The sequence below is a fragment of the Pseudomonas chlororaphis genome (assembly GCA_001023535.1).
Taxonomy (GTDB): Bacteria; Pseudomonadota; Gammaproteobacteria; order Pseudomonadales; family Pseudomonadaceae; genus Aquipseudomonas; species Aquipseudomonas chlororaphis_E.
The window spans coordinates 2868804-2895316 of record CP011020.1; the positions used below are offsets into that span (position 1 = coordinate 2868804).

A 26513-nucleotide genomic window follows, 5' to 3' on the forward strand; every position below is an offset into this window, starting at 1 on the left:
GACTCAGGATCTCGCGGCACTGGTCTCGTCAGCCAGTGCAGCCTCCACCCGCCCACCGGTAACGGTGTTCAGGAGGCCAGATCATGAGATGCCCAAGCTCCCGGTCGTAAAGAGCCGACAGTCCCGCGTTAGTGGACACCCCTCACAGGTCGCAGGGGCCTTGATCCCTGATAACACTCAACATTCTTGGCGGGATGACGTGGGGAAAAGCTTCAACGTTTTGACTTCGAGAGGAGTTTGATCATGGCGCTGGTCGGTAAACGGGATGGGCGCAATTTTGGCTATGGCAGGCAATTGAGCTACGCCGGGCCGCAGGCGTTGAAAGACATGTTCGGCGGTGGGCATTACGGCACGGTCAAGGCGCACAGTGATCGCTGGCAGGCGTTTGTACGCTGGTGTCGGTCGGAGGATGGACCAGGGTTTAACGATGCGCGACAAATTGATCGGCAGACCTTGCTGGACTACGCCGGGTATCTGCGCCAGCAAGTTGAACAAGGCGAGCTCGCTATCGCGACTGCGCAAAACCGATTATCCAGTGTGAATCGGACCATGGCCGCGCTGAGAGGTGATCAGTATGTGAAGGTGTCGAGTCCGAGCAAGGCTTTAGGACTGCAGCGCACAACCGTCCGCACAGCAACCCCGCAAGGCCAGGATCGTGAACAGGTGAAGCGGATCGTCGAGGCGCTCTGCGAATACCAACTGCCGCGCGCGGCTGCCATCGTGCAGCTGGCCCGAGCCACAGGCATGCGCTTACGCGAGGCCATTTTGGCCGACCTACCACGCCTAAAACGTGAGGCCGAACAGTACGGCAAGTTCAACATCCAGGATGGCACCAAAGGTGGCCGTTCAGGTGCCTCGGCACCTCGCTGGATTACGGCAGATGATCATATTCGTGACGCACTGAGGTTTGCCGAACAGATCTCGCCCGACGGTAGTCGCAACCTGCTTGCACCGAACGAAAGCTACCTCGATTTCCAACAGCGAATCGTGCGACCCGCACGGGACATCCTCCATAAGCACAACCTCAAAGGCTTCCACGAATTGCGGGCGGCCTATGCTTGCGAGCGCTATGAGCAAATCACCCATCATCCCGCGCCCGTCAACGGTGGCCGTTGCTATCAGCTCGACCGACGGCTAGATAAGGATGCACGAGTGCAAATCAGCGATGAACTCGGACACGGTCGTATCGATGTGGTATCGGCTTACATTGGTGGTCGAGCATGAGTGAGCCATTCGATATGGAGTTGTTCCTGGCGGGCGTCTTGACCGGGTCACACACCACACGCCAACGCCACCTGCGTCAGGCGAAGACTATCCAAACAGCGATCGCTGAGCGCTGGCAATGCGACAATCCATGGACTTGGCAGAGAAAACACCTTGCATGGTTTTTGAATCACCATCTAAACCAGCGCACTGAATCGACGCGCTATTACTATTTGCTGACCATGCAATTACTCACTCATCGTCTAGGAAAATCCTGGCAGTTCACCCCCTAAGCGAAGGTCAGAAAACGGCCAAAAACAGGCGCTTCAGGTAAAGCCAATTCAGGGTGTTGAGGCAAAAATGTTGCTCCTTCTCCACCACCGTGTTGACGCACTGCTAGCATAAAGCAATCACTTTGAGGACGATCATCATGTGTGCTCAGTTGGCACGACCAATTAGGGAAGATATTAAGAACATAGGTCATGGCGGAGACACACCAGAGGTCTTCCCAAGTTTTCGATGCTCTCCTCAAATGAATAAAACTTTCTGATAGTTACGGCGAATACAATGAACAAAACCAGAGATAATCATTTTGTTGCGCAATGGTATCAAAAAGGCTTTATGGATGCTCGAGATAACCAACTCTGCTATCTTACGCGCCGAGATATCGATCTGAAAAATGGTAAAGCCAAGACGGTCTATTCCAAGAGATGGCATACGTCCGCTCAACAATTCTATAAAATAGACCTCTATTCGACATTCTTCGGCACTGAAATTAATGACGATATTGAGCAGAAACTTTTCGGACCTATTGATGATAATGGTTCAAAAGCTGTTCGAGCATTTTTGACTGACGACCAATCGCAATGGCACCATAACTTTCAAAACCTATTCATTTATCTTGATGCACAAAAGCTCCGAACCCCTAAAGGTTTGGAGTGGATTAAGAGTAAATACCCAGAGCTAAGTCAATTGCAACTCATGATGGAGATGCAGTCGTTACGCTCAATACACTGCACTTTATGGGCAGAGGGCGTCCGGGAACTAGTGTCTGCTGAGAACTCTGACATTAAATTTATCGTTTCCGACCATCCCGTCACGATTTACAACTACGCATGTTCTCCCGAGTCAAAGTTGTGCGAGCACCCCAATGATCCGGATGTAGCATTAAAGGGCTCGCAGACAATATTTCCGCTAGACAAGAACCGCTGCCTGATTCTAACAAACCTTGAATACGCGCGAGCCCCTGATGACGTTAATCCACTTGAGCAACGAACCAATGCCATCCGTGTTCGTCAAAGCATGGTCAACACCATTGAGTTTGTTAACTCTCGCAAGCTAACAGCGGGTGAGGTTGTCCAAATTAATCACGTCATCAAGAGCAGAGCCAACTCATCTGTAGCTGCTGGTAAAGAGGAATGGCTTCACCCTGAAAATCAAGTCACTTGTGACTGGGCTGACATACGGCACGTACTATTACCACCAAAAAACAAACTTCATAAATTCGGTGGTGAAATGTATGCCCAATTTGATAATGGCTCCGTCCACTATCAGGATGCGTTTGGTCGGACAACACCACCAAACGAATATTTGAATAAGAGTATTAACGAGGCTCTGATTGGGCGTAACGATTTCTGCGGTTGCGGCAGTGGTCGAAAGTATAAGAATTGCTGTCGAAATACTCCTATTGAGCTTAGAACAACCTGGAGCGTGGCAAGCATTAGAGAACGAAACCTAGCTTTTTGTAACTGCATTCGCGATGTTCTTGGCCTGGACAGCGGTAAAACCTGGGTGGATGTCAGGCGAGAACTATCTGACAATCAGATATCACAAATTTATGAATTTTATTCTGTATTATGGCCTCGTGAAACCGACATTTACTCGTTGCTACCTAAGTCCGATGGGAAATTTCGAGGGCTTTATACGGGAGCATTAGACGTTCGAGTTATTGGTGCACATGCGTTGCCTATGGCATCTGTATTTGACGAGCTTTTAATAGAAACCCCAATAACCAACCCTAATAATGTTAAACCAGAATTCAGCCCAATTAAAGCACCAGAGAAATACAAATATCAGGCATTAAAGGATTTTCTTTTTATGCTTGAGATGGAGCCTTTTATTCGTCTCGGCTTGGTAAATCTCATCCCTAACCCAACTGAGTTTGACCTCGATTTAATGAGCGCCATGATGGAAATGGCTAGCGCCCGATCTGAAACCCGCACTACAGATATAATCACCGAACAAGATCAGCGATTACACTTCAGATTGGCGACCGAGGACTTGCTAAACTCGATAGCAATGATGCCAAGAGAAGCAAAAATACAACTACTAATTCATCAGTTTGGGTTATCTGAAGCAAATGCAAACGACGTCGTCTCCGAATTGGAAGAAAGCGCAGAAAGCTCGCCACTGATGATGCTGCAACAGTTGGGCGTTGGTAAAGGCGGTCAGTTTTTCCAATTTAGGATGGGCCCAAATTATGAAATGGCACTGTTTGTGGCACAGGTCACTGGCTCAGTGTTAGTCACAGACAGTGGTTCGAGATGGCGAGAATTGGTTACAGCACAGCATCGTAATCAAGGAATCATCAACTACCCATGGAACAATGCTTTTAATCATTTAAGTTTGATTCCTATAGACTACCAATTACTGAAAACATTCGAAAAGTCTCAGCATCACTTCGCCACAGCCAGAAATCTTATTAAATCGTTAGATCGTATGATTTTGGATAACAACCGAGACCCTGCCAACTTGTCTCGACTAGCTGATAAAGTTATAAATTTTATCGGTCAGATTGAACAACCAACAGAGCCGATAACGACTAGTACATTGAAGATATTAAGCCCAGATGGTGGGCTCTATGATGCTTATGTCCAACGTTTATTGGTTCGATCGAGTTGCCCGAGATACGACCATCAGGTCAGAGCGATTTATGGCGTTTCTCTTGAAGTTTAATTCGTGGTTTGAATAAGCCTTGCGCCTATAAGCCTTTTACCGGTGAATTCTCTTGGCCAATTTCTGCCTGTGCTGACAGGCAGAAATGGGTCGACTGCGGCCCTTCGTGACTGGCAGCAATCGACTGTGGATGCACCATCCTCCCGGCGTCCTTCCGACCATGCGCAACTCCCTACCGAGGTCAGTAATCCCCCTGCTACGCTGAAAATTTCACGGAGGATTGCACAATGCCAAACTCAGACTTACTCCCTTCCCTGCTATTTAAGATCAACGAAAACCAGCTCGCCCTGGAGGCCGCCATCATGGAGCTTTCGAACTGGGTAGAGATGCGCGGATCGGCGGACGTCGCCGACAATGTTCGGGGCGCCCTGGACACGATCGATCGAAACGAGGAGTTCATCAAGATAACGCTTGCTGTACTCATGACGCCCGACTAATCGCGAAAGTTCGCCATGTGTCGGTTCGGCATTTTTTGGTAGACCAGGGAGTCTATCCGTAACCAGTTTTTTGTAGATATCATTCACAGCTCGTCGGAAATTGGATGGAGAAATCCTATCAAGCTTCCATCCACACCAGTCCTTATTGGAGGCTGGTAAGGTGTACACCTAACGGTACAACGTGGAAGTGTACACATGCAAAAAACCATGTTAATTATATAGTTATGCTATTATTCGAGTCTCCCTCGGGGCACCATCTTAAAGAAAGACCTTGAAATTCAAGGTCTTTTTTTTCGTCTGCAGGAAAGTGCTTAGGTCATGGCTAATCACTCCTTTGTGGCGAGGGGATTCATCCCCGCTGGGCCGCAAAGCGGCCCCAAATCCCAAACCTCTGGCAAGGAAGAATCTGTGGCTACTAGGAACCTGTGGCCAGTAGGAACCTGTGGCGAGGGAGCTTGCTCCCGCTTGAGCGCAAAGCGCTCACAAAAATGTCACACCCCCCATTGATGCTCCGCCGTGCGACACCCAGTTAACCCACCGATGACAAAGGACTCCACCCCATGGAATTGCTGCTGGAAACGGTCGCTCTTTACTCGCTGAAGCTGGCTTATGAGACGGAGGGGCATAGTCCGATTTTGCGGGATGATCCGTTGATGGGCGGGTGTGATCGGGAGGTTTTTGGGTTGTTGGTGCGGCGGGATGATGTGGCTGGGATCCAGGAGAAGATCCAGCAGAGCCTGGCGTTGGCACTGGAGGCCGTTGGAGGTGCCGATACGGTGCTCGGCACCGAACTGCAGCGGCTGACTGCAGAACTCCACGCAGCACAAACAGCCGAACAGCTTAGGGCACCGCTCAGTGCGCTTAAGGGCTATCTGAAAGATATTCTATAAACCCCCCACGTTCAGCGTGAGGATGCATCCAGCGACGCTTCGTCCCCTCCTGCATCCCCTGCGCATCGGCACTTTTCAGGCTTCCATCCCAGTAGCCAAAAGTGCCCTCTGCTCCTGTAAGTGCTTGCGGAACCGGATGGCATAGTCCTCTGCAACGGCCGCCTGAATGCTGGGACGGCCGGCCAGCGCGCGACGCCAGTCAGCCACCCGATGCAATCCATCGAACAACTGATGTTCGGGCTCGAAACCCAATATGTCGAAGTAACGAAAGACGGGAGCCATGGCGATATCGACCAGGCTGAACCTCTCGCCGGCGAAATAAGGTCCGCCGGATATTTCACCGTTGAATCGTTCCAGCTTGGCTCTCAACGCGGCAGATTTGCCAAGGGCTGTCTGCTGGTCGGTGGCGTTCAAAAATCCCCATGCGTCCGCCAATGCAGCAGAGGCGAACTCGACCCATGCACGGTGTTGTGCGCGGACCCACGCACTCGATGGATGCAACGCCGGTTCCGGGTAGATCTCCTCCAGGTATTCACAGATGGCGACGCTCTCGAATAGAACGGATTCGCCTTCATTACTGGCAGGAACCTTGAGCAGTGGAACCTTACCGGCTGGGGATATCGCCAAGAACCAGTCCGGCCTGTCACGAAGGTCTATATCAATACGTTCAAAGGCAAGGCCTTTTTCCAGTAACACGATGGCCACTCGCTGAACGAATGGGCACAAAGGATGGCTGACAAGTGTGAATGGTGACATTGGAATAGGCCCATCGAAAAATAGAAGCCCGCCGCCCGAAAGAGGACGGGCCGTATGAAAGCCACGCCGATGAGAAAGCCCGAGTTGCATTCAGCTTTCAATAAAAGGCAGGAGGCGTTGGCAACTAGAGCGAACGACCACCGTCGACGATGAGTTCCGAGCCAACCGTCCACCGCGACTCGTCCGACGCCAGGTACAACACGGCCTTGGCCACTTCCTCGGGCGTACCGAACCGGCCGAATGGAATGGTCGCGGCGATATCCTGGTTGACCTGTTCACGGTAGGCATCGGGGATACCGAGTTTGTCGTAAAGCGGCGTATCGATCGGGCCGGGGCTGACCGCATTGACACGAATGCCACGCGGGAGAAGTTCGCTAGAAAGCGTCTTCGACATGTTCAGGAATGCAGCCTTGGTCGCGCCATAAACCGATGAACGCGCGTCACCGAGGTGCGCACTCACCGACGTATTGAGCACCACCGACGCAGGGTTCGCGAAGATCGGTAGCAATGCCTGGATCAGGAAGTACGGCCCTTTGACGTTAATGTCGAAAGAGCGATCGAACATTTCTTCCGTCCACTCTTCGATCGGCAGCCAAACGGATACGCCTGCATTGAGAAAGGCAACATCGAGTTGGCCATAGTGAGCCTGAACGGCCTGCGCCAGTTCCTTCTGCGCATCGATGCTGGCCGAGTCAGCACGCAGTACCAATACTTCGCTTCCCAGTTCCGCCTGGGCCTTTGCAATGGACTCCGGATTGACGCCGGTAACAATCACGCGGGCACCTTCGGCGAGGAACTGCTTGGCCGTTTCCAGGCCAATGCCGCTGGTGCCGCCGGTGATGAGAGTACGCTTGCCTTGCAATCGGGACATGTCAGTTTCCTTTACGGTTTTTCACGGTCAGCCGATGGACTGACCTGCCTAAGGGAAACTATGTATTCATACCCTCGCATTGATAAGATGGCCTATTCGAATACATTTCATGCCTAAATTGCATGAATGAGAGGCCCGGATGGATCGACTGCTGTTGATGACCTGCTTTGTTCGCGCTGTCGAGACAGGAAGCTTCTCGGCTGCGGGGCGTGACCTGGGGCTGGGGCAACCCAACGTCAGCCGCTATGTGGCGGCGCTGGAAGATCATCTGCAAACCAGGCTGCTTCACCGATCCACACGCAAGCTTGCCCTCACTCCCGAGGGAGAACGCTACTACGCAGATGTCCGGCGCATTCTCGACGCTGTGGAAGAATCGGAATCGTCCCTCAGGGAAAACATCACCCCGTCCGGATTGCTGCGAGTCGCCTGCCCGACCGCGCTAGCCCATGCATTCGTGGTGCCCCATGTAGCCCGCTTCCTGGCTCGCTATCCCGCGTTGACGCTCGACCTGCAGATCAGTGATCGGTACGTGAATCTGGTCGACGAAGGGGCTGAACTGGCGATACGCATCGGGCACCTGGAAGACAGCGCAATGCGCGCCCGGCCCCTGGGCTGGTTCGAGCGCGTGTGCGTCGCCAGCAACGAATACCTGGCCAAACACGGAAGCCCCACGACCCCCAATGACCTGAGAACGCACGAGTGCCTGATCTATACCTTGCTGTCGACAGGCACCACATGGCGCTTCCGGGATATCGATGTTCCCGTCTCCGGCAGGCTCCGGGTCAGTTCACCTGAGGCCATACGCGAGTGCGTAAACGCGGGGCTGGGGATCGCACAGGGGCCTGAATGGCTTTACGAGGAGGGGCTGAACAATGGCAATCTGCGGGTGTTGCTGAAGGAGCACGCAGCGCCGGCTGTTCCTGTTCAGATCATCTACGTTGCCGACCGGCTTCTTCCCAGGAGGGCTGTTGTTTTTATGGATTTTATTGCTGAGGTGTTTGCGAAGAGTTCTGCGTTTAGGGATCGGCCTGGGGGGGTGTAGGCGCACTGGGTGGGCTTGGTAACAAGGAGACGGACCAGCTCAACCATAGCAATAGAAAAAATAAATCCGTCCCTGAGGGATCCCCACAAATCTACTCCAGTGCCTGCGCCTCTTGATGTACCTCTGCGCGCAGCGCGTGCTCAAGCCTCTCCAAGGTGCTTCGAGAATTTGAGCCGCGTCCGCTGCGCCAGTATTCCAAGCCCAGCCGCCACAGCGATAGCACACGTCGGCGTTTAAGGCTGTTGCTTTGAAATCGGCGCTCATGACCCGCCTGACGGGCCTGCAATCCCGTTAAACAAATGATGTAATTAGCCAGAGCCGAGATCAGCAAAAGCACTTCGATTCGGCGTGGACAGCGACTCCGATGGCGAGTGATGCCTACGCCAAAATACTCACTTTTTACATCCCTGAAGCCTTCTTCTATCTGCATGCGCTGTTTGTAAATGGCCACGATTTTCGATGGGTTCCATTGATCTTCCGGCAGGTTGCTGGCCAACAACCAGGGCTCTCGTTCACGATTGGCCGATTGCCTACTGAGTTTGTTTTTGGCAATTGAGCCGGTGACACGCTGGTGTTTGCGACCCTTTGCCGAATGCCTAACGCAATACAGATGAATGATGTGCGGAGCGCTCTGGGTCATCTCGATCCGTCCCAGTGACTTCGGTGAGGACGATGCCAGAGCGTAGAGGCTTTTAACGGGTACCCAAGTGTCTGCGTCGTTTCGGTAGAGATCCCGATTACGCACACGTCCCACGTAATACCAGCCTTGCGCTTCGACGGCTTTGATCCATGGCCGGCGAAAACCTGCATCAGCCACAAGGATCGGAACGCAGTCTTTGGGGAGTATTTCGGCCAGCGTTTGTAGCAGTCGTTTTTGATATTTCGGACAACCCTCGCGTTCGTGAACACTCTCGTAGATCGGGAACGAACGTCCTGCCAAAGGGATGGCAGCGCGCAACAAAAAGAACTCTCCAGCCGCATCAATAGGTGACCAGTCAACCAGGATCAACGGATGTTTCAGCGAGCTCAGCAATGCTCTCAGCATGACCCAGTAGAACAACGGGCGCTCGGTTTGCAGATGCCGATTACCCAGCAACCGATCCACTCGCTTGATGGTGTGTTTGGGATAGGCTTTGCTCGGCAAGAATCGACCAAGCCCCGTCAGAGTGAGCCGACGTCCTCGGAGTAAAGCGCTGACACAACACATCAACGTTTTCAGACGATGAGAATGAACATCGGGAAGTGCTTGGGCGAGCGCGCTGTGTAAGAATCGGATGGCCTGCATGGGTCGGGATCTTGTTTTGTGTGGTGCAACACAAGCTGCCGATTCATGCAGGTCTCTTCAATATTCCAACTTCTTGATTTTGTGTAAGAAAATTCGGGGATCCCTCAGAATCCGTCCCCTTTTTTTCTTTTTTTACGCCCCTTGCCCTGTTGAGGATTGCGGGTCTTGCTCAATCTCGCCCGTCCCTGAGTTTTGAAGCTGCCCAGCCTCCGCGATTAAAAAATAGCTCTGTCGAATAGCCTCCCAGCTCATGAAATGCCCATGGACAAAGTGCACAAATCTACTTATTAGACTCTTCAGAAAAGGTGCCCTATCGATACTCAACTGCGCTAAATGGTGCAACGCTATCGCCAACCGAAATTCAGCACTCCCGTTACTGGACAAAGCGAGGTAGAGGTTCAGTCCGTGATTGAACACATGAGAGGTGTAGTCCATCCAAGGATTGTAAGTTGAACTAATCGATAGGGCATCCCTCCCAAACAGGCAATCGAGGTGCAGATAAATCGCATTTAGCAGCATCTCAGGACGCCCTTCGGCTGCAAAAATTTCACGGCCGTGAGTTTGAATAATCTTCAGTAGGATAAATCCAGCCAGTGTGCTTGGCGTTCTTGCCAAACAGTAAATATCGTTGAGCGTCAGCGGCAGCGGAAGCGCCCCCATAGCATACAGTACCAATGAGTGCCGTTTTTGCTCGAAGTCAAACCGTGTGCTTGCTATGGCTTTGAGCAAAATAGTTTGAACATTCACCAGCGGATGGCCCTTTACGTTGTGAAGCGCACCAAAGGTCTCGTCCATGCAGAACCATGGAATTTGGTTAGCCATCGACAACTGCATCGCGTCATACACAGTGGCGTCCACACCGTCTTTGATTGAGAAAACCTCAAGCTCCGCATCATGTACAACTGGTCGGACTACAATAGCGTTGTCCAAGATAAGCCTTAATGTTTCGAGGACATGGGCATCTCGCTCACGCAGATCCGATGCTGTCGTTCGGAAAAGCCTGCCGGCGTCTGTAACCCCCAATAGCATGAACCCCTCGTCGGAGATTTCAACGAGGAACTGCTCAAGTGTCTCTTTGGTAGCTGCCGGGACGACGAACGAGACGCCAGTATCCAGCAAACACTTCGCAAGGTTTGTAACAGCCAAATAACCGATACCGTAAGCATCGAGCACGATCGAAGTCGGTTCCGCCTCCCCTAGGTCACACAGCGCAGACTTAGGCATTCGTTGATCAGTCCAGCAATTTATAGCCGCCTTGAAGGCATCTGATGATCGCAATGCATGACCGCGCATGTAGAGCGGAATGGCATCCATTGCCTGCAGATGCTCACGCTGCCGCGTACCCTGCGCCATCTTTTCTTCAAGCAGGGGGATGAACTCGGCTGGATCAGACGGCATCTGCATCATCACGAAGCAATCGCTGCCATCATTGTGGACGTGACGTAACGTCAGGGCGATCCGAAAGCAAGCCACATAAGGCGGAAGGCGCTCTTCCACCTTGTAAGTAGCCATGTTCAGAGTTTCGCTGTCGCCAGGCGAGAGCCTCAGCAACAGTTGCCCTACCTGACTGGAGCCCTTGAGCGTGCACTCGCCACCCATCACCTCATCTTCAATAATGAGCCGAATCAGCGAATCGCGCTCATGGGTGTACTGGATGGCAGCGAGGCATTGCTCCATTGAGGGCGAAACCTCCATGGGTTCACTCTTTCGGGTGCCGAGACCGAAATGGAAATTGACGAGATCCACTGCATGCGCGCGAGGATCCTCAATCATCCACTCAACCCAACGGGATTCTGCACGCTTGAAGCTTCCACCAAGTGCCAGAAAAAAGAGGATACCTTTCACTTCATGTGATGGCGACAATAGCACCGAGTCAGGAACCCGAGGATGGAATGCCTGCTGCTCCTCCAGGCTGCGATAACGGCCAAGGAGATAGCAGTGCCGATACCAGCTATAAGGGAGTTGGGGCGCGAGCTTGATCATCGATTCACTCAACGTGAGCGCTAAGTCAACGTCACCGCCACGTTCGGCTTGCACTGACTGGAAGCTCAGCAGCGTAAAGGTTTGATCGGCGCCTTTGATTCTGGAAATGACTTCATCAAAGGTCTTGTTCTGTCCCGCGTCCAACAAGCAATGCAGATGAGTCAATACGTAGGGCGAAGGCCACAGTTCGTGGCTGGGCATTAAGGGCGTCGTAAGCTTGAGCGCCTTGTGCGGTAGATTGAGAGCGAACAATTTCTCCGCCAATTCGAAGATTCCATTTGGAGTAAGGGCGGGCAGCACCGTCTCCCACTGGGCGGCAAACCGGTCAACTTGCTCACTGATATCATGTCGATGCGCCGCGTTATCGCCCTGGGCCGAACGTTGAAAAATATTCGCGACCAGCCTGATATAGTCCTCCTCCATCTCTGAAGATCCAGTCAGAATGTGCTCGTGACTCAGCCACTCGCCTAGCTCGGTTGGCTTGGCAAGGTGAAGGAAGGGGCCTACCTCCTCAAGAGAGTGAGGACTATCTTCGAGAAACTGCCGACACCATGCCTGGCGTTTTTGCGAATTCTCATAGGCGGCCTGTAAATCCTTTTCTGGCTGAGCAAGCTGAGATGGGTCGCCAGCCAACGCCTTGAATCTGGCAACCTCATCAGAGCGAGTCGAGTCCATATCCTGAACGTGTTTTTTCAGTGATTCGAACAGCTCGCCGGATTGGTAGCCTTGATAGATCTTGAAAATCGAGCAGCCGAGATCATAAACCCGCCCGTCGGCATCAGACTCTTCAAGAAGGCGAACAACCATGTCACGAAGACTATCCATCCGCTCCTTCACCTCTGGCCGGGTCAGCCAAAAATGATGTTCCACCAGAGCCCGGTTTAGCGCGAGGCCAGTGGCCATCGAAAAAAGCACTCTGGTGTTATAGGAGCTATAGAGCGAGTTCAGCCGAGTCGCCAACTCCAACGCTAGGTCTGCTAAATGCAGTCTAAATGCCCCCTCGATAACACCGGTCAATACGCCTTCCGGCGGAAAGCCCTTACCAGCCGCTCGCAGTGCTCCCTCATCCGCATAACAACGCAGATAAGCTTCCTGAGCGTATTCACCTGGAGAGGTCTCAGCCAAATACAGATCTTTTGCCTCCCCCTCACGCGCGGTGCTATAGGACAGCTGCAGCAGAGCTGCTTGGCAAATATCCCTGAGAATGGGATTTGTAGCGCGTGAAACTATCCTCGCGACAGTCGTCCAGGCAGCATCGCGGTCCTGAGCCTCTACGAGCCCTCCATAGATAGAAATTACTTCCACCAGAGCAGCCGACTCTTCTTCGCGCTGTGCGATCGCCTTAAGCATGCCCATCTGGGCCCTGGCTGTTGCCTTATCCTTTTGCCTAAGGCTTTCAAACACCATTTTTATAGGCTTGATGAGGTCTTTCGGGGCAAGCGACCTGATCTGATTGATGATCTTGTCGCCCGCGACGTTGTCCCCATCGCCGTTATGGTATTGCTCAATAGTGGTCACGCACACTCCCCCTACTGCTCAGCTAACAATTTTGTTGCCGCCCACGTTGTCCCCACTACCACTGTGTGTCTGGTTGACAGCTGTGATGGTTGATGGCGCGATCAAGGCGGCCCGTGCATTGATATCGCGGATCAGCGTAGAAATTGCCTGGGATTGATCGATTTGTTGAGAAATAGCCTTTTCGCTAAGCCCATCGTGAAGGTCGAGCTTTGACAGCTCAGACGCGACGGCTTCGGCGATCACATCCTCCTTGAGCCACTGTCCCAAGCGATCCTTGAGCACGCCTGCACTGAGCTTCAGGCCATGCTTTAAAACGTCATATACGGTGCTTGCAATGACACCGGTGGTGATGAAGTCCATTTCGGACACTCCTTCGTATTAGATGAGTTGATGGTAACCGGGGCGGTATGAGCTTGCGATGGCACGTGCTTGAAAATCCTGATGTCGAGGTAAAACCTGTCCCGGCCCCACGCCTACGCCATTTTATGGCTGCTGACGAACAGGAGGTTACACGAGGGATGAGTGAATACTCGGATGGCCACCAAGTCAGGTTTGTCCCTCGATTGCATCGAAAAATTACCGCCCCGTCCATCACTGCAAACGCGCAACCGAGAGCAGCCAATGCTATAGTTTCCGGCATTTTTCAGGATTGATCGCGCACGGAAGCGCAAGGAGAGTATTTATGACGATCTACACTGCGGGCTACGAAGGACTCGCGATCGACGATTTCATAGCGCGGCTTCAGCAGGCCAAGATCGATAAGGTGCTTGATGTTCGGGAATACCCACTGTCTCGCAAAAAAGGCTTCTCAAAAAAAGCCTTTGCCGAATGCCTGAGTGCCGCAGGCATTTCATACGAACACAGCCCGCCACTTGGATGCCCAAAACCGATACGCAATCGATACAAAATAGATGGCGATTGGTCTGCATATTCTCGAGACTTCAGAGCTTACATCCAGACCCAAGACACGATATTAAATGAACTGCTATCCGATGCTACGGAACAGCGAATTTGCATGGTTTGCTACGAGGCTGACGCGAGATTCTGTCACCGCAGCCTGATCGCTGAAGCTGCTCAGGCTTTAGACCGCTCGTTACAAACAAAACATCTCCCTATCAAAACAGAGACATTTGCTGAACTGCTTCGTTCTGTCGCTTAGGAGGATAGATCAAGCTAATGATCAGCCATTGCCCAGGGAAACGGTGAATGGTGCCCATCAAAAAATGCAAATCCTTGCCGGGAAGTTCGATTTCAAGCTTGTCTCGAAACGGGGCTTCCCAGCCATTTACTCCGTGCTGGCGGCGAACGTTTCTGTAGAGCTGGCTAGCCTCCCAGTCAACAATCTTGTGCGTGTATGATTTGATCTCCCCCTCAACCACACACTCATATACATAATGGAAATCAAACGGTACTTTTTCCAGTCGCTTGATGCTCATCCGCTCTTGTTGATCATCGAATAGGCTTGGCTGTCGCTGCATCTGCTCAAGCTTATCGATCTCCTGTGAGGTCCACGCCTCCGAAGCAGCTTTCCGAATAAGCAGCTCTGTTATTCGAGCAGGCTTAACTAGACCCAAAGTAATGTTGCTGTCCACCCTCGCCTTTTCTAAAGCATCAAAGCTATTGTAGACAGGCAGCTTATCCAGCAACACCCGTCGCTCCCTCCAGTCCCCTGCTGATAAAGCTTTGCCCAGTGAAATGGTATCGACTCCAATCCTATGACTCTCAGGTCTCCGATCTCCCGGACTTCTTTCGATATGTGCTTCGATCCACTGCCATTTCGAAAATTGCTGATCACCGGTTACCAGACGGAACGGAACGGGATAGAGCCGTATAAGATTACCGTCTTCGTCCATACCCGCGACACAAGATGTCTCAGCATACTTAGCACTGGGCGAGGGATACGTTTTGCAAAGGATTAGAATCCGAGTTTTCCGTCTCATTTAGCCAGGTCCATTTGGTATTTTTAAAACTGTAACTACGCGGCCTAATAATGGCCAGTTGTCACCACAAAAAATTTTTTGCTGTTCCGTCCGTTATCTATTTCGCAATGGTCGTATGGGTCATAAAAGTACGCGCAAAAGAGCCTCTCTCCCATCGCTCCTGTCGTATCTTCGCCCAACGAAAAAGGTCTTGCACAGCAAGACCTTTTTCGTTGGGCGGCAGCGGATTGATCTACCGCGTCTCAACAATATCCAACGCCCGATTCGCCAACAGCTCACTCACCTCAATCACCTGCAAAATCCCCAACGCAACCCGCCGTCGCGAACCATCCAGATCAAACGCCAGATCACTGATCATCGCATTCGCCGAAGCCAAATTCTCACTCAAATTCGCCAGCAAACACTCAGAATCAACCCCCGGATCAATCCGTAAAATGGAGTCGGACTTGTCAGACGTTTCGCTCTTAGGCTTGGGTTTCAGGTAGTAATCCAACGCTCGCGTGGCAGCGTCGTCGATTTTCTTGTTGCGGGCAGATTGGGCATGGGACGTAGGTTCGTCTGCCGCAGGAGGGTTCGGAGTAATTTTTGCCATCTACTTAGGTTCCTGTAAGTGATGCTGAAGCCACCTCGCGACTAAACGAGGGGCGGCAGCTGTGCGCAGGTTAGTCGACCGGTGAACCTAAGAATCCCGGCGCGCCCGAGGGCGCCCTGCGCACAGCCACCATCGATACAGGAACAGCAAAGCCTGACGGATTGGACGTGATACGCCTTAGGTTGAGACGGGCGACTAAACCCGATCACTGACAATCAGTGACAGGCCCCAAACTACCGACGCAACCCTAGGCGCACAAGCCGGCGGATTCTGGCGTAGTTGTAGGCAAAGGCGCAAGGCGCTGTGGCCTGGCGAGCCTTAGCCGCTGATGTCTGTCGGTCTTTGCTGACAGGACGTCACTCGACTGGTCCGAGCCGATGTTCGATGCCGTGCGATTGAGGCTGTTGGAAGATTTGTGGCGAGGCGTTCATTGGAGGGGCTGCTGCGCAGCCCAGCGGGAGCAAGCTCCCTCGCCACGTTGGTTTACCTGAATGGCATTGCGATTGGAGCCGCTACGCGTTCTCGCTCTTCTCCGATGATTCATCGCTGTGCACCACCACCAGCAACTGTGCCTGGACGTCGCCCACCGAACGCAACCGATGGGGCTTCTGTGCATTGAAATGCAGGGCATCGCCACGGTTCAGCAGCACGCGCTCGTTCATGAAATCCACTTCCACCTGGCCTTCGTGCACGAACAGGAACTCTTCCCCTGTGTGCTCCTTGAAGGCGTGATGCGCCGTGAACTCAGCCGCCGGGTAGAGGATGAAGGGCAGCAGGCTGCGCTCGGACACTTGGTGGGCCAAGACCGCGTATTCGGAGCTACCGCTGCTCGCCGCGAGAGATTGGCGGTCTTCGCTGCGCACCAGGCTGTAGCTGTCGAGGGAGACGTTTTCTTCGGAGAACAGCTCCTCGACTTTCACGCTCAGCGCCTTGGCGAGCTTGAGCGCGGTGGCGATGGAGGGCGTGCTCAAGCCTCGCTCCACCTTGGACAGGTAGCTCTTGGTCATCCCGGTTTTTTCGGCCAGGACGTCCAGTGTCATGCCGAGTTTTTTCCTGAGCAATTTCAAGCGAATGGACATAGGTAACCAACATTTCCAGAGAAACGGACAATCTGCGATTGCAAATGACACTTTGTGTCATATAGTCTATTTAGTGTCATTAGCACCTTCCCTTCACAGCTTCCATGACGCGGATCAAGAACGCTCAAAGAACGAATCAGGAGAACGGATATGAGCAAGACACTGGCAACGCCCAAGGACCAGTTGGTCCAGCATGCTGTTAACCAGATGCAGAAATCACTGCCGGATAATACGTGGACTGTACGACAAAAGCTGGCCCTGACCTGCCGCATCCTGTTCGAGAACGGCCACGACTCAGGGCTGGCCGGGCAGATTACCGCGCGCGGGCCGCAGCCGGGCACCTACTACACCCAACAACTGGGCTTGGGCTTCGACGAGATCACCGCCGGCAACCTGCTGCTAGTCAATGAAGACCTGGAGGTGCTGGAAGGCCACGGCATGCCCAACCCGGCCAACCGCTTCCATACCTGGGTCTACCGTGCTCGGCCGGACGTGAACTGCATCATCCACACCCACCCGACCCACATCGCCGCGCTGTCGATGCTGGAAGTGCCGCTGCAGATTTCCCACATGGACCTCTGCCCGCTGTACGAAGACTGTGCGTTCCTGGAAGGCTGGCCGGGCGTGCCGGTGGGCAATGAGGAAGGCGAATTGATCGCCGGTGCCCTGGGTGACAAGCGCGCCATCCTGCTTTCCCACCACGGCCAGTTGTCCACCGGTGCCACCGTAGAGGAAGCCTGCAACATCGCCCAGTTGATCGAGCGCGCCGCGAAGTTGCAATTGCTGGCCATGGCCGCCGGCGAAGTGAAACCGATCCTGCCGCACCTGGGCCGCGAAGCCCACGACTGGATCGCCCGACCGAAGCGCCACGCGGCCGCCTTCGACTACTACGTCCGGCAGAACCTGCGCCAACACGCCAATTGCCTGAACTGACCCTATTAGGAGCCTCGCCATGTCTACCCCCAATATCCACGGCATCATCGGTTACACCATCACGCCCTTCTCCGCCGACGGCCAGGGCTTGGACCTGGACGCGCTGGGCCAGTCCATCGATCGCCTGATCGACAGCGGCGTCCACGCCATCGCGCCCTTGGGCAGCACGGGCGAAGGCGCCTACCTGAGCGACGCCGAGTGGGACCAGGTCGCCGAGTTCAGCATCGCCCGCGTCGCCGGCCGGGTGCCGACGGTGGTCAGCGTGTCGGACCTGACCACCGCCAAGGCGGTGCGCCGCGCGCGTTTTGCCCAGGCGAAGGGCGCCGATGTGGTGATGGTGTTGCCGGCTTCGTACTGGAAACTGAGTGAGGCGGAAATCCTCGCCCATTACAAAACCATCGGCGCCAGCATCGACCTGCCCATCATGCTTTATAACAACCCGGCCACCAGCGGCATCGACATGTCGGTGGAACTGATCCTGCGGATTTTCAACGCGGTGGAGAACGTCACCCTGGTCAAGGAGAGCACTGGCGACATCCAGCGCATGCACAAGCTGCAAGTGCTGGGCGAAGGCCAGGTGCCGTTCTATAACGGTTGCAATCCGCTGGCGCTGGAAGCCTTTGCCGCCGGCGCCAAGGGCTGGTGCACGGCCGCGCCGAACCTGATCCCGCAGCTCAACCTCGACCTGTACGCTGCCGTGCTGGCCAATGACCTGAACAACGCGCGGGCGTTGTTCTATCGTCAGTTGCCGCTGCTGGATTTCATCCTCAAGGGCGGTTTGCCGGCGACGATCAAGGCCGGTTTGCGCACCTTGGGCCTGGAGGTGGGCGATCCGCGCTTGCCGGTGTTCCCGCTCGATGAAGTGCGCGACGGCCAACTGCGGGCCATGCTGGAACAACTGCGCTGATCGACCCACTGGCCTTGCGATCGACAGGGGGTGTTCAAGCACACCCCCTGTTCGGTCGCTGTCGAGGTAATGAGATGAACACCTATCAACCACTGAACTGCGACCTGCATGATTACCTGGAGATCGCCTGCCTCTACGGCTACACGCTGGACATCGAACTGACTGACGGCCAACGCCTGAACGCCCGGGCGATCACCACGCGGACTGCCCCCACGCGGGAGGAGTTTCTCGATGTGGAAACTGCGGACGGTCGCCTGGAGATTCGTCTTGATCAGTTGCTGGCGATTACGCCGCTGGATCACAGTGCCCGGTTTGGGCGGGTTGTGCTGGCGCTGCGAAATCTGCCGGGGTAGGTGTGATGGCGTTTAGGCTGGGAGTTTTTGGGGCCGCTGCGCAGCCCAACGGGGATAAATCCCCTCGCCACGGGCTGTGTTTTCCTCACCTGATCTCAAACGCCCTCAGCTAAATCATCTGCTGCCACCCACACGTGCGATCCATTCAGATCGAACACCAGATCACGGATCATCCGGCTTTTCCTGCATTAGCGAAAACGGACCAACCATTTCCAGAAACCTCCTACAACCCTCCTCTGGGATCTCGCGTTAGCGTCTGTCCTGCCTTTATCGGACGAGACGCTCAGCGCAGTGACACGCAAACAAGACATCCCCAAGGTCCGAAACCCGCCCGCCGGTGACGGGCATCACATCACTTACAGAGACATGACTGCCAGCGAACTGGCCGCGCGCGAAACCCGACAGCGGGATTATGAAGCCATGCTTGCCCGACAAGCAGCCTATGAACAGGCGCGCTGGGCTCCGGTGGATAACAAACCGCTACCCGAGGTGACCGGGTGCGTGTTTGCCAAGAGCTGCAAGCTGCCCAACGGCATCATTGATTACAGCAACCCCAACGGCTACGTACCGGCGGATCTGGTCAAGCAGTACGGCGACCTGATGTGGCTCGGCGGCCGCAGTGCCGACCCTTCCGGCGCGGTGCCCCTCAAGCGGATCGGCGCGAACACGGTGCCCGTGACGTTGGGCCGGTTCGCGCTGGGCGGTTCGGCAGCGTCTACGGCTGCTGCCGGCAGTACCGTCGGCGCAGCTCTGCTGACGGGCATCATCGCCCTGCTCTGGCCTTCCAGCCTGGGTGACAGCGCACTCTACAGCGAGGGCCAGCTACGCAACCTCAAGCAGGCGCGCAGCCGCATGCGCCTTAACATCGAGCAGCAGGCCGATGGCAGTCTCAAGGGGTATGGGTTCTATACGGGTCAAAATGGCGGCTGGGAGATGGTCGACGTTGTCCAGTTCACTCCGCGGGCCGAGCAGTTCGTCGCCGACCTGGGTGATGGCGTCGAACTGATCTGGACGCCGGCCACCGACCCTTCCGATACCCTCGGCATCCCTGCTCTGGAGGCCGCGCCCCAGGCACCTCCCGTATGGATCTACCCGCCGACACCGATGGCCGACAGCATCATTGTCGACCCGATTTATCCGCCGGAATACAGGGACTTCATTCTGGTGTTTCCGGCGGATTCGGGGGTTCGGCCGGTTTATGTGGTTTTAAGTGTTCCGGGGGATCATAAGTACCACAAACCTCCCTCGCTGCTTCCAGCCTTTCCAGATGCTAAAACTGCTCCATCTAAAACGTTCGTACGTGGTGGCGGTATTAAACGTCGAAGATGGAAGGATCCCGCCGGAAGAATCTATGAGTGGGACTCACAACACGGTGCTGTCGAGCTATATACAAAACAAGGGAAACATCTTGGGGAATACGACCCAATAACTGGCGAACAAACAAAACCCGCCGACCCGACAAGGAGAGTAGAAAAGTGAAACCCATCGTTGAAGTTTTTGACATGGAAACGGAAGAGCTAATACAGACAGTGGAAGTTCCAAGCGTCTATATGGACCAGTTGGCTGTGCTTATGGGCTGGACAACACCGGAAGATTTTTGCTTTGTCTACGAGCTGTTACCGCAGCAGATAAAAACGATAGAAGAGTGGACTCACACAACATTTCATGGCGACAACCGCATCATTCAAATCGTCTGCCTTGAATAACCCTTGGTAATCCTCTCCCGATGGACTACGTCGGGCGGTTTTGGGGCTGCTACGCAGCCCAGCGGGAGCAAGCTCCCTCGCCACGGGGATTGGATTTTCCTTTCGGTCTCGGGCAACCTCCTCCCCTTCCCGAACAACCGATCGCCAATCCCCCCGTTCAACCTGCAAAAAAACTTCAATATTTCCCCTCCCGCAAAGCTTTCATCCGCTCCAGCAAAGTCCTCGCGTATCGCGCCCTTCGATAATCCCCGCTTCGCTTGCACGCCCCTTGCCCGCCACCATGAACCTACACACCTTCATCCGTCACTCCAGGCTCGCCACCGCGGTGCTGATCCGCCTGCATCGAACGTTTTCGTTCATGGCCGGTTACCTGGCGCGGCTGGGCTTCGATTCCGAACGGTGGCCGGTGGCCCGTGACGAGGGCGCCGTGGACAGGTCGGCCGGGGCCATTTGCCCGGAGCTGGCTGCGACCGTGTTCAGCCACGCGCGTGAAGGAGCCATTCTGGTGGACCCATTCGGCCGAGTCATTGCCGTGAACGAGGCGTTCACCCGTCTCACCGGTTACGGGCAAGACGAGGTGCAGGGTCGGGCGCTGAATGCCCACCCCATGGTGCGGCGGCTGCTGGCGTTTTATGCGCCGATGAAGAACGCACTGGATTTCCACGGGCATTGGTCCGGCGAAATCCAGAGCAGCCACAAGGACGGTCGCGAGATGACGTCGCGCATCAGCATCAGTGCCGTGCATGATCGGTACGGCAATGTTCAGCATTACGTGGCGCTGTTCAGTGACATGACGCAAATCAAGCAGCGCCTCCAGTTGCTGGAGCGCGACGCCCGGTATGACGCGCTCACGCAACTGCCTAATCGGTTGCTGTTGGCCGAGCGGATGCGCCAGGCGTTGGGCAAGGCGCGGGCGCACCAGCAAAAGGTGGCCATCGCCTTTATCGACCTCGACGGCTTCAAGGCCCTGAACGACAGTTACGGCCATGACTGGGGCGACCGGGTGTTGCAGATTGTCGCGGCGCGGATCAACGCGACCCTGCGCGAGAGCGACACGCTGGCGCGGCTCGGTGGCGATGAGTTTGTCGCCGGGCTGGTCGGGCTACAGGCGGTGGAAGACAGCGAGCCGTTGCTCAAGCGCATGCTGCAAGCAGCCAACGCACCCATCCTGATCGGCGCGCAGACGGTGGAAATCGCCGCCAGCATCGGCGTGGCGTTTTTCCCCGAGCACGGTCAGGAAATCGATGCGCTGATCAGCAAGGCGGACCAGGCGATGTACCTGTCGAAGAAGGCCGGCGGCAACCGCCTGGCGTTCTGCCCGACGCGGTTCATTTCGGTCAATAGCGAAGCCTGACGGTGGTGCCGAGGGTTCTTTCGCTGCCGGTCATGACGCCGTAGTCGCCGGCGCCGAGCAGTGAATAGACCGCGGTGATGTACTGACGGTCGAAGACGTTGCGCATCCAGCCTTCCACTTCCCACCCACGGTCCTGGCTGCGTAGGCCCAGGCGCAGGTTGGTGAGGCCGTAGCTGGGTTGATAGCTGCCCTTGCCGCCTTCGAGAGTGCCGTAGTAACCGGTGCGCAAGCTGTAGTCGATGCCGCTGTAGACCTCCAGCCCATTCGCCAGCGGATGGCTGTGATCCAGGCCGCTGCTGAGGGTCCATTCCGGCGCGTTGTAGAGACGCTCGCCGCTGAGGTCGCAGGTCCACTGGCCCGAGGCCGGCGGGCACGGGGCGTTGGGGAAGCTGCGGTAGCGCGCGTCGCTCCAGGCCAGGCCCAGGCGCCCGGTGAGTCGGGGCGTCAGTTGCCAGGCCGAGTCCAGCTCGACCCCGCGCAGGCGCACCTTGCCGACGTTGATCAGGTTGTCCCGCAGCGGCGGCGCGAACAGGGAGGTGGGCGGGCTGTAGGTGAGCGCCTGGTAGTTGTCGACGTCGGTCTGGTAGAGCGCGAGATCGAGCAACGCGCGGTCCCCCCAGAACCGCGTCTTCAAGCCCAGTTCCATGGAAGTGGCGCGCTCCGGCTCGAAGGTCGGCGCGGTGAACGGGCCGACCACGTCGAAGTTGATGCCGCCAGCCTTGTAGCCCCGCGACCAACTGACGTAGCCCATCACCGCCTCGCTGAAGCGGTAGCTGGCGCTGAGCAGGCTGGAGACGTTGTGCTCTTCGATCGAATCCTGGCGGTAGTAACCCTCGCCCAGGGCGATGTCGCGCAGCAACTGCCCTCCGGCCTGGAACACCGGTGGCAACCCCGTCAGCGGGGCCAGGTTGCTGACGTCGCGCGAGACCCAGCCGTCCTTGCGCTCGTGGCTGTAGCGCAGGCCGCCGGTGAGTTCCAGCGGGTCGATCGGACGCCAGGATAGCTGGCCGAAAATGGCGCGGCTGTCGCCCTTCTGTTCTCCGTCATAGCGTTGCCGGGCGCCGTCCAGCAGCAGCGCCGGCACCTGCTTCGGATCGGTGAAGGTGATGCCATAGAGTTTCTGCAAGGATTCCAGTTGGTCGCCGACGAACCAGGGCGCGGCGTCCTGGCCGAATTGAACATCGATGTCCCGATCCAGGTGCTGGCGCAGATAGTAGAGCCCGGCGACATAGTCGATGGACGAGCCGGCCGTGCCGGACAAGCGCCACTCCTGGCTGAACTGGCGCTGGCCCAGCTCGGTCTCGGATTGGGCCACCGACAGCGCGGTGCTGTCGCCGTCACGCGTTGCGCGGTAATCCCAGTCTCGGTAGGCGGTGATGCTGGTCAGGCGCATGGCCTCGTCCAGGTCCCAGTTCAATTCCAGTGAAACGCCGTTTTGCAGGGTCCGCGGGCGGCCCGGCGCGTCGATGCGTGCCTCGCGCTTGTAAGGGTCGGGCTCCGACAATGGATAGCCGAGGAACTGGGCGCGCTTGCGGGTCTGCTGGCTGTAGTGATTGACCAGCAGGACGTTGCCGGCTTCGTTTTGCTCGGCATAGTCGGCGATGAGGCGCGCGCTGAAGTCGGTGGTCGGCGTCCACAGCAACTGGCCGCGCAGGCCCTGGCTGTCGGCGTCGCCGAGGCGCGCGCCGTCTTGCAGGTTTTTCACGGTGCCGTCGGTGGTGCTGTGGAAGATATTCAATCGCCCCGCCAGTACGTCGTCCTGCAACGGCCCGGAAATCGTCCCGCGAGACTCCCGCAGGCCGCGCTCGCCGTAGCTGGCTTCAAGGTTGGCTTCGGGCTGGAAGGTCGGCTGGCGGGTGACGATGTTCAGCGCGCCCGCGGTGGTGTTCTTGCCGAACAAGGTGCCCTGGGGCCCGCGCAGCACTTCGATGCGCTCGATGTCCATCAACTCGGTGAAGGCCATGCCCTGACGCGCCAGGTAGACGCCATCGACGTAGGTGCCGACGCTGCCTTCCAGGCCATCGTTGTAGGCCGTCGCGCCGAACCCGCGCAGGCCGAAGCCAGCAAAACGGGCGTCGTGACCGGAGACCACCAGGCCGGGCACTAGTTGTTGGATGTCTTGCAGGCGGTGCAGGCCGGCTTCGTCCAGTTGCTCGCCGTAGAGGACGTTGATCGGGATGGGCACGTGTTGCGGGTCTTCCTCGCGGCGGCGAGCCGTCACGGTGGTTTCGTCGAGTTCCAGTGTGTGGGTCGACACGGCGGGCGCAGCCGTGGCCCACGCCCAAGGCAACACCGAGAAACCCGCGAGCAAGAGCAGTCGATAATCCGAACCCGCCACGTTATCGCTCCCGAGCCGTCGCGCGATACACGGTGTCTGGACAGGCCAGCGCCTTGACGCACGCCAGCAACTCGCGACTGTCAGCGGGCTTGAGCAGTACCGCGTCGAAGGCCAGGTCCTGTGGGTAATCCTGCGGCCTGCGTGGCGGCACCGCCGAATAGAGCATCACCGGAAGATCGGCCCAGCGCTCGCGCACCCGTTGCAACAGTTGCCAGCCGTCCATGCCGGGCATCATCTGGTCGCTGATCAGCAGATCCACCGGCTGCTCGGCCAGGCAGGCCAGGGCCTCTTCACCCTGGGTCGCGATGCTCACGTCAAACCCGTAGCCGGCCAACAGGTCATACAGCCATTCGCTGTTCTGCTCGACATCGTCCACCAGCAACACATGCAGGCCCTGGCCATCCAGCGGTGCGACATGGTTGTCGACGATGCCGTTTTCCAGGTCCTGTTCCTGGGCGTATTTCAACGGCAGCTGAAAACTGAAGTGGCTACCGCCCTGCCCGGTGGCGTGCAGTTCCAGCCGGCTGCCCATGCGCTCCAGCAGTTGCGTGACGATGGACAAGCCCAACCCGCTGCCTTCGTAGCGTTGCGCATTGCGGCCCCGGCGGAACGGTTGCAGCAGTTGTTCGAATTCGTGTGGATCGACGCCGACGCCGGTGTCGATCACGCTCAAGCGCAGTTCCACGCCGTCGGCGCTCGCCCCCGCAGCCGCGCTCACCTCAAAACGGACACGGCCGTTGTGGGTGAATTTCGCGGCGTTGGCCAACAGGTTCATGAGGACCTGCCGCAGCCGTTTGAAATCGGCCTCGACCAGCGGCGGCAGGTCATCGGCCAACACGGCCTCGAACGTATTGCCCTGGCGCGCGGCGAGAAAGCCCGCTTCGTCTGCGATCTCGTTGAGGAAGCCATACAGATAACCCGGCGCCAGAACCAGTTGCATCTGCTCCACTTCCCCCCGGGAGAACTCGAGCATCTCGTCGATCAGTTCCAGTTGCTGGCGGGCATTGCGCTCGATGTTGGTCGGGTAGTCGCGTTGGGCCCCGCCCTGCAGCAGGCGCGCGTAGTCGATGATGCGCACCAGCGGCGAGCGCAAATCGTGGCTGATGCGGGCCATCAAGGCACTGCGGGCCGCCAGCGATTCGCGCAACTGCACCGTGCGCAGCGCCACCGTGCTTTCCAGGCGTTCGTGCTCGGCCTGACGCTGTTGTTCGAGGGTGGCCAGGGCGTGCTTTTCCCGGTGTCGGCCGCGGCTGACCTCCATGATCAAGGTGCACACCAGCAACGCCACGCCCGGCAGGGTCGACGACAGGCTGTATTTGCTTTGCGGCGACTGCCAGGGCAAGTACTCCTGGGGGAAGAACAGGCGCATCAACAGCTGGGCAAACAAGAGCCCCGGCACCAGCCAGGCCATCCAGCTGTAGCTCAGCCGTGCGCGCCAGGCCATGAACAACGTGGCGAGCAGCACGCCGTAGAAACTCAACAGGGACACCTGCACGAGCTCCGCGCCCTGGACCGGGTCGACCATCAACCACCAGAGTCGACCGAGCACACAGCCCAACAGCGGCAGCCAATAGCTCCAGGCAATGACGTTGGGCAGCCGGGCAACCTGCAACAGCACGCGCATGTAGGCGAGGAACAGGACGAACGAGATTGCGCTGACGCCGGTGAGCAGCTCCCGTGTCCAGCCGAGCGCCGCCGGCCAGTAGATCAGGTAGCCATTGAGGATGCAGGTGAGCAGGATGTAGCTCAGGACCGCCCCTGCGTTCACGGTGAGCAGTCGCGAGCGCAGGATCCAACCAACGATGAAACCGAACGGGACGACCAGCAGGACAATGCCGAGGGTGAGTCCGTCACTGAGGTACGTCTGTTGCTGACTGCGCAACAACGCCGGTTCGGACCACAGCTCCGGCTCCAGCAACATCTGGAAGTGACTGGTCACGCGGACGAACACCGTGACGCTCTGCCCTGCCGCCAGCGACACCGCAAACGCCGGTTGGCGCGCCGCTGGCTGAGGCCATTCGGCCAAGGGATAAGCGCTGCCACCGTGGGCATCACGCCCCGGCAGGTAGACGCGAATGTCCTCCAGGCGCGGCGCCCCGATCACCAGCAGGCGCGAACACGCCACAGCGCTTGAGTTGGTGAACTGCCATTTCAGCCAGTAGGCAGAGCGGCTGTAGCCTTGGGTTGGCCAGCGCGGAGTGACGGGGCTGAAACGGGCGTCGGGCAGTTGAGCGACGTCGTCCAGGCTTAACTGTGCCGGGGGGGCTTCGAACAGTTGCACGGTGGGCATCAGGTCCAGGTGGTCAGCCTGGCAGATATCCACAGGCGCGGCGTGGAGCAAGCCTGTGGATAACAACCCGATCGCCAGCCA

General features: G+C 56.5%; 20 protein-coding genes and 1 pseudogene. 11 read left to right on the plus strand and 10 right to left on the minus strand.

Features of this window, described 5'->3' with window-relative positions; translation table 11 throughout:
* Positions 1-243: 243 nt before the first annotated feature.
* The 4 genes and pseudogenes from VM99_12670 to VM99_12685 all read left to right on the plus strand — a co-directional run bounded on the left by VM99_12670 (position 244) and on the right by VM99_12685 (position 5485).
* Positions 244-1224, plus strand: a complete 981-nt coding sequence (locus VM99_12670) for an integrase (protein AKJ98878.1) — start codon at positions 244-246, stop codon at positions 1222-1224.
* 546 nt (positions 1225-1770) lie between these two features.
* Positions 1771-3768: pseudogene (locus tag VM99_12675) on the plus strand (hypothetical protein).
* 617 nt (positions 3769-4385) lie between these two features.
* Entirely contained in the window at positions 4386-4595 is a 210-nt protein-coding gene (locus VM99_12680) for a hypothetical protein (protein ID AKJ98879.1), read from the plus strand.
* 560 nt (positions 4596-5155) lie between these two features.
* Positions 5156-5485: a hypothetical protein gene (locus tag VM99_12685; protein AKJ98880.1), complete on the plus strand. Its 330-nt coding sequence runs from the start codon at positions 5156-5158 to the stop codon at positions 5483-5485.
* Positions 5486-5560: 75 nt separating this feature from the next.
* Here the strand turns inward: VM99_12685 and VM99_12690 are convergent, their stop codons facing one another.
* Both VM99_12690 and VM99_12695 read right to left on the minus strand, forming a co-directional pair.
* Positions 5561-6241, minus strand: a complete 681-nt coding sequence (locus VM99_12690) for a glutathione S-transferase (GenBank protein ID AKK01743.1) — start codon at positions 6239-6241, stop codon at positions 5561-5563.
* Between the two features lie 124 nt (positions 6242-6365).
* A complete protein-coding gene (locus tag VM99_12695) occupies positions 6366-7112 on the minus strand; it encodes a short-chain dehydrogenase (GenBank protein AKJ98881.1) in 747 nt (248 codons plus the stop codon).
* 139 nt (positions 7113-7251) lie between these two features.
* Between VM99_12695 and VM99_12700 the strand changes: the two genes are divergently transcribed.
* The gene (locus tag VM99_12700) at positions 7252-8154 is read left to right on the plus strand and encodes a LysR family transcriptional regulator (protein ID AKJ98882.1); all 903 of its coding nucleotides are present in this window, start codon (positions 7252-7254) and stop codon (positions 8152-8154) included.
* 91 nt (positions 8155-8245) lie between these two features.
* Here VM99_12700 and VM99_12705 read toward each other — a convergent pair whose 3' ends face one another.
* The 6 genes from VM99_12705 to VM99_12730 all read right to left on the minus strand — a co-directional run bounded on the left by VM99_12705 (position 8246) and on the right by VM99_12730 (position 16551).
* Positions 8246-9439, minus strand: coding sequence for a transposase (locus tag VM99_12705; GenBank protein ID AKJ98883.1), 1194 nt, complete (start codon positions 9437-9439; stop codon positions 8246-8248).
* 132 nt (positions 9440-9571) lie between these two features.
* Positions 9572-12940, minus strand: a complete 3369-nt coding sequence (locus VM99_12710) for a hypothetical protein (GenBank protein AKJ98884.1) — start codon at positions 12938-12940, stop codon at positions 9572-9574.
* A gap of 18 nt (positions 12941-12958) precedes the next feature.
* Entirely contained in the window at positions 12959-13300 is a 342-nt protein-coding gene (locus VM99_12715) for a hypothetical protein (GenBank protein AKJ98885.1), read from the minus strand.
* Between the two features lie 755 nt (positions 13301-14055).
* Positions 14056-14880 carry a hypothetical protein gene (locus VM99_12720; GenBank protein ID AKJ98886.1) on the minus strand — a complete coding sequence of 275 codons (825 nt, stop codon included), beginning with the start codon at positions 14878-14880 and terminating at the stop codon, positions 14056-14058.
* A 232-nt stretch (positions 14881-15112) separates the two neighbouring features.
* Positions 15113-15472, minus strand: coding sequence for a hypothetical protein (locus tag VM99_12725; GenBank protein AKJ98887.1), 360 nt, complete (start codon positions 15470-15472; stop codon positions 15113-15115).
* 512 nt (positions 15473-15984) lie between these two features.
* The gene (locus VM99_12730; protein ID AKJ98888.1) at positions 15985-16551 is read right to left on the minus strand and encodes a DNA-binding protein; all 567 of its coding nucleotides are present in this window, start codon (positions 16549-16551) and stop codon (positions 15985-15987) included.
* Between the two features lie 150 nt (positions 16552-16701).
* On the opposite strand from VM99_12730, the gene VM99_12735 reads away from it, so the two are divergent.
* The 6 genes from VM99_12735 to VM99_12760 all read left to right on the plus strand — a co-directional run bounded on the left by VM99_12735 (position 16702) and on the right by VM99_12760 (position 21804).
* The gene (locus tag VM99_12735; protein AKJ98889.1) at positions 16702-17484 is read left to right on the plus strand and encodes an aldolase; all 783 of its coding nucleotides are present in this window, start codon (positions 16702-16704) and stop codon (positions 17482-17484) included.
* A gap of 19 nt (positions 17485-17503) precedes the next feature.
* On the plus strand, positions 17504-18391 hold the full coding sequence (locus VM99_12740; protein AKJ98890.1) for a dihydrodipicolinate synthase: 888 nt from the start codon (positions 17504-17506) through the stop codon (positions 18389-18391).
* A gap of 74 nt (positions 18392-18465) precedes the next feature.
* Complete coding sequence (locus tag VM99_12745; GenBank protein AKJ98891.1) at positions 18466-18744, plus strand: transcriptional antiterminator; 279 nt, start codon at positions 18466-18468, stop codon at positions 18742-18744.
* A gap of 291 nt (positions 18745-19035) precedes the next feature.
* Positions 19036-20223 carry a toxin gene (locus VM99_12750; GenBank protein ID AKJ98892.1) on the plus strand — a complete coding sequence of 396 codons (1188 nt, stop codon included), beginning with the start codon at positions 19036-19038 and terminating at the stop codon, positions 20221-20223.
* Positions 20220-20450 carry a hypothetical protein gene (locus tag VM99_12755; protein AKJ98893.1) on the plus strand — a complete coding sequence of 77 codons (231 nt, stop codon included), beginning with the start codon at positions 20220-20222 and terminating at the stop codon, positions 20448-20450. Before VM99_12750 ends, VM99_12755 begins: the two co-directional genes overlap by 4 nt.
* 280 nt (positions 20451-20730) lie before the next feature.
* Positions 20731-21804, plus strand: coding sequence for a diguanylate cyclase (locus tag VM99_12760; GenBank protein ID AKJ98894.1), 1074 nt, complete (start codon positions 20731-20733; stop codon positions 21802-21804).
* On the opposite strand, the gene VM99_12765 is transcribed toward VM99_12760, so the two are convergent.
* Both VM99_12765 and VM99_12770 read right to left on the minus strand, forming a co-directional pair.
* Positions 21788-24097, minus strand: coding sequence for a TonB-dependent receptor (locus VM99_12765; protein ID AKK01744.1), 2310 nt, complete (start codon positions 24095-24097; stop codon positions 21788-21790). The two genes, VM99_12760 and VM99_12765, sit on opposite strands and share 17 nt — an antisense overlap.
* Positions 24098-24143: 46 nt before the next feature.
* The gene (locus VM99_12770) at positions 24144-26498 is read right to left on the minus strand and encodes a histidine kinase (protein ID AKK01745.1); all 2355 of its coding nucleotides are present in this window, start codon (positions 26496-26498) and stop codon (positions 24144-24146) included.
* Between the last annotated feature and the right edge of the window lie 15 nt (positions 26499-26513).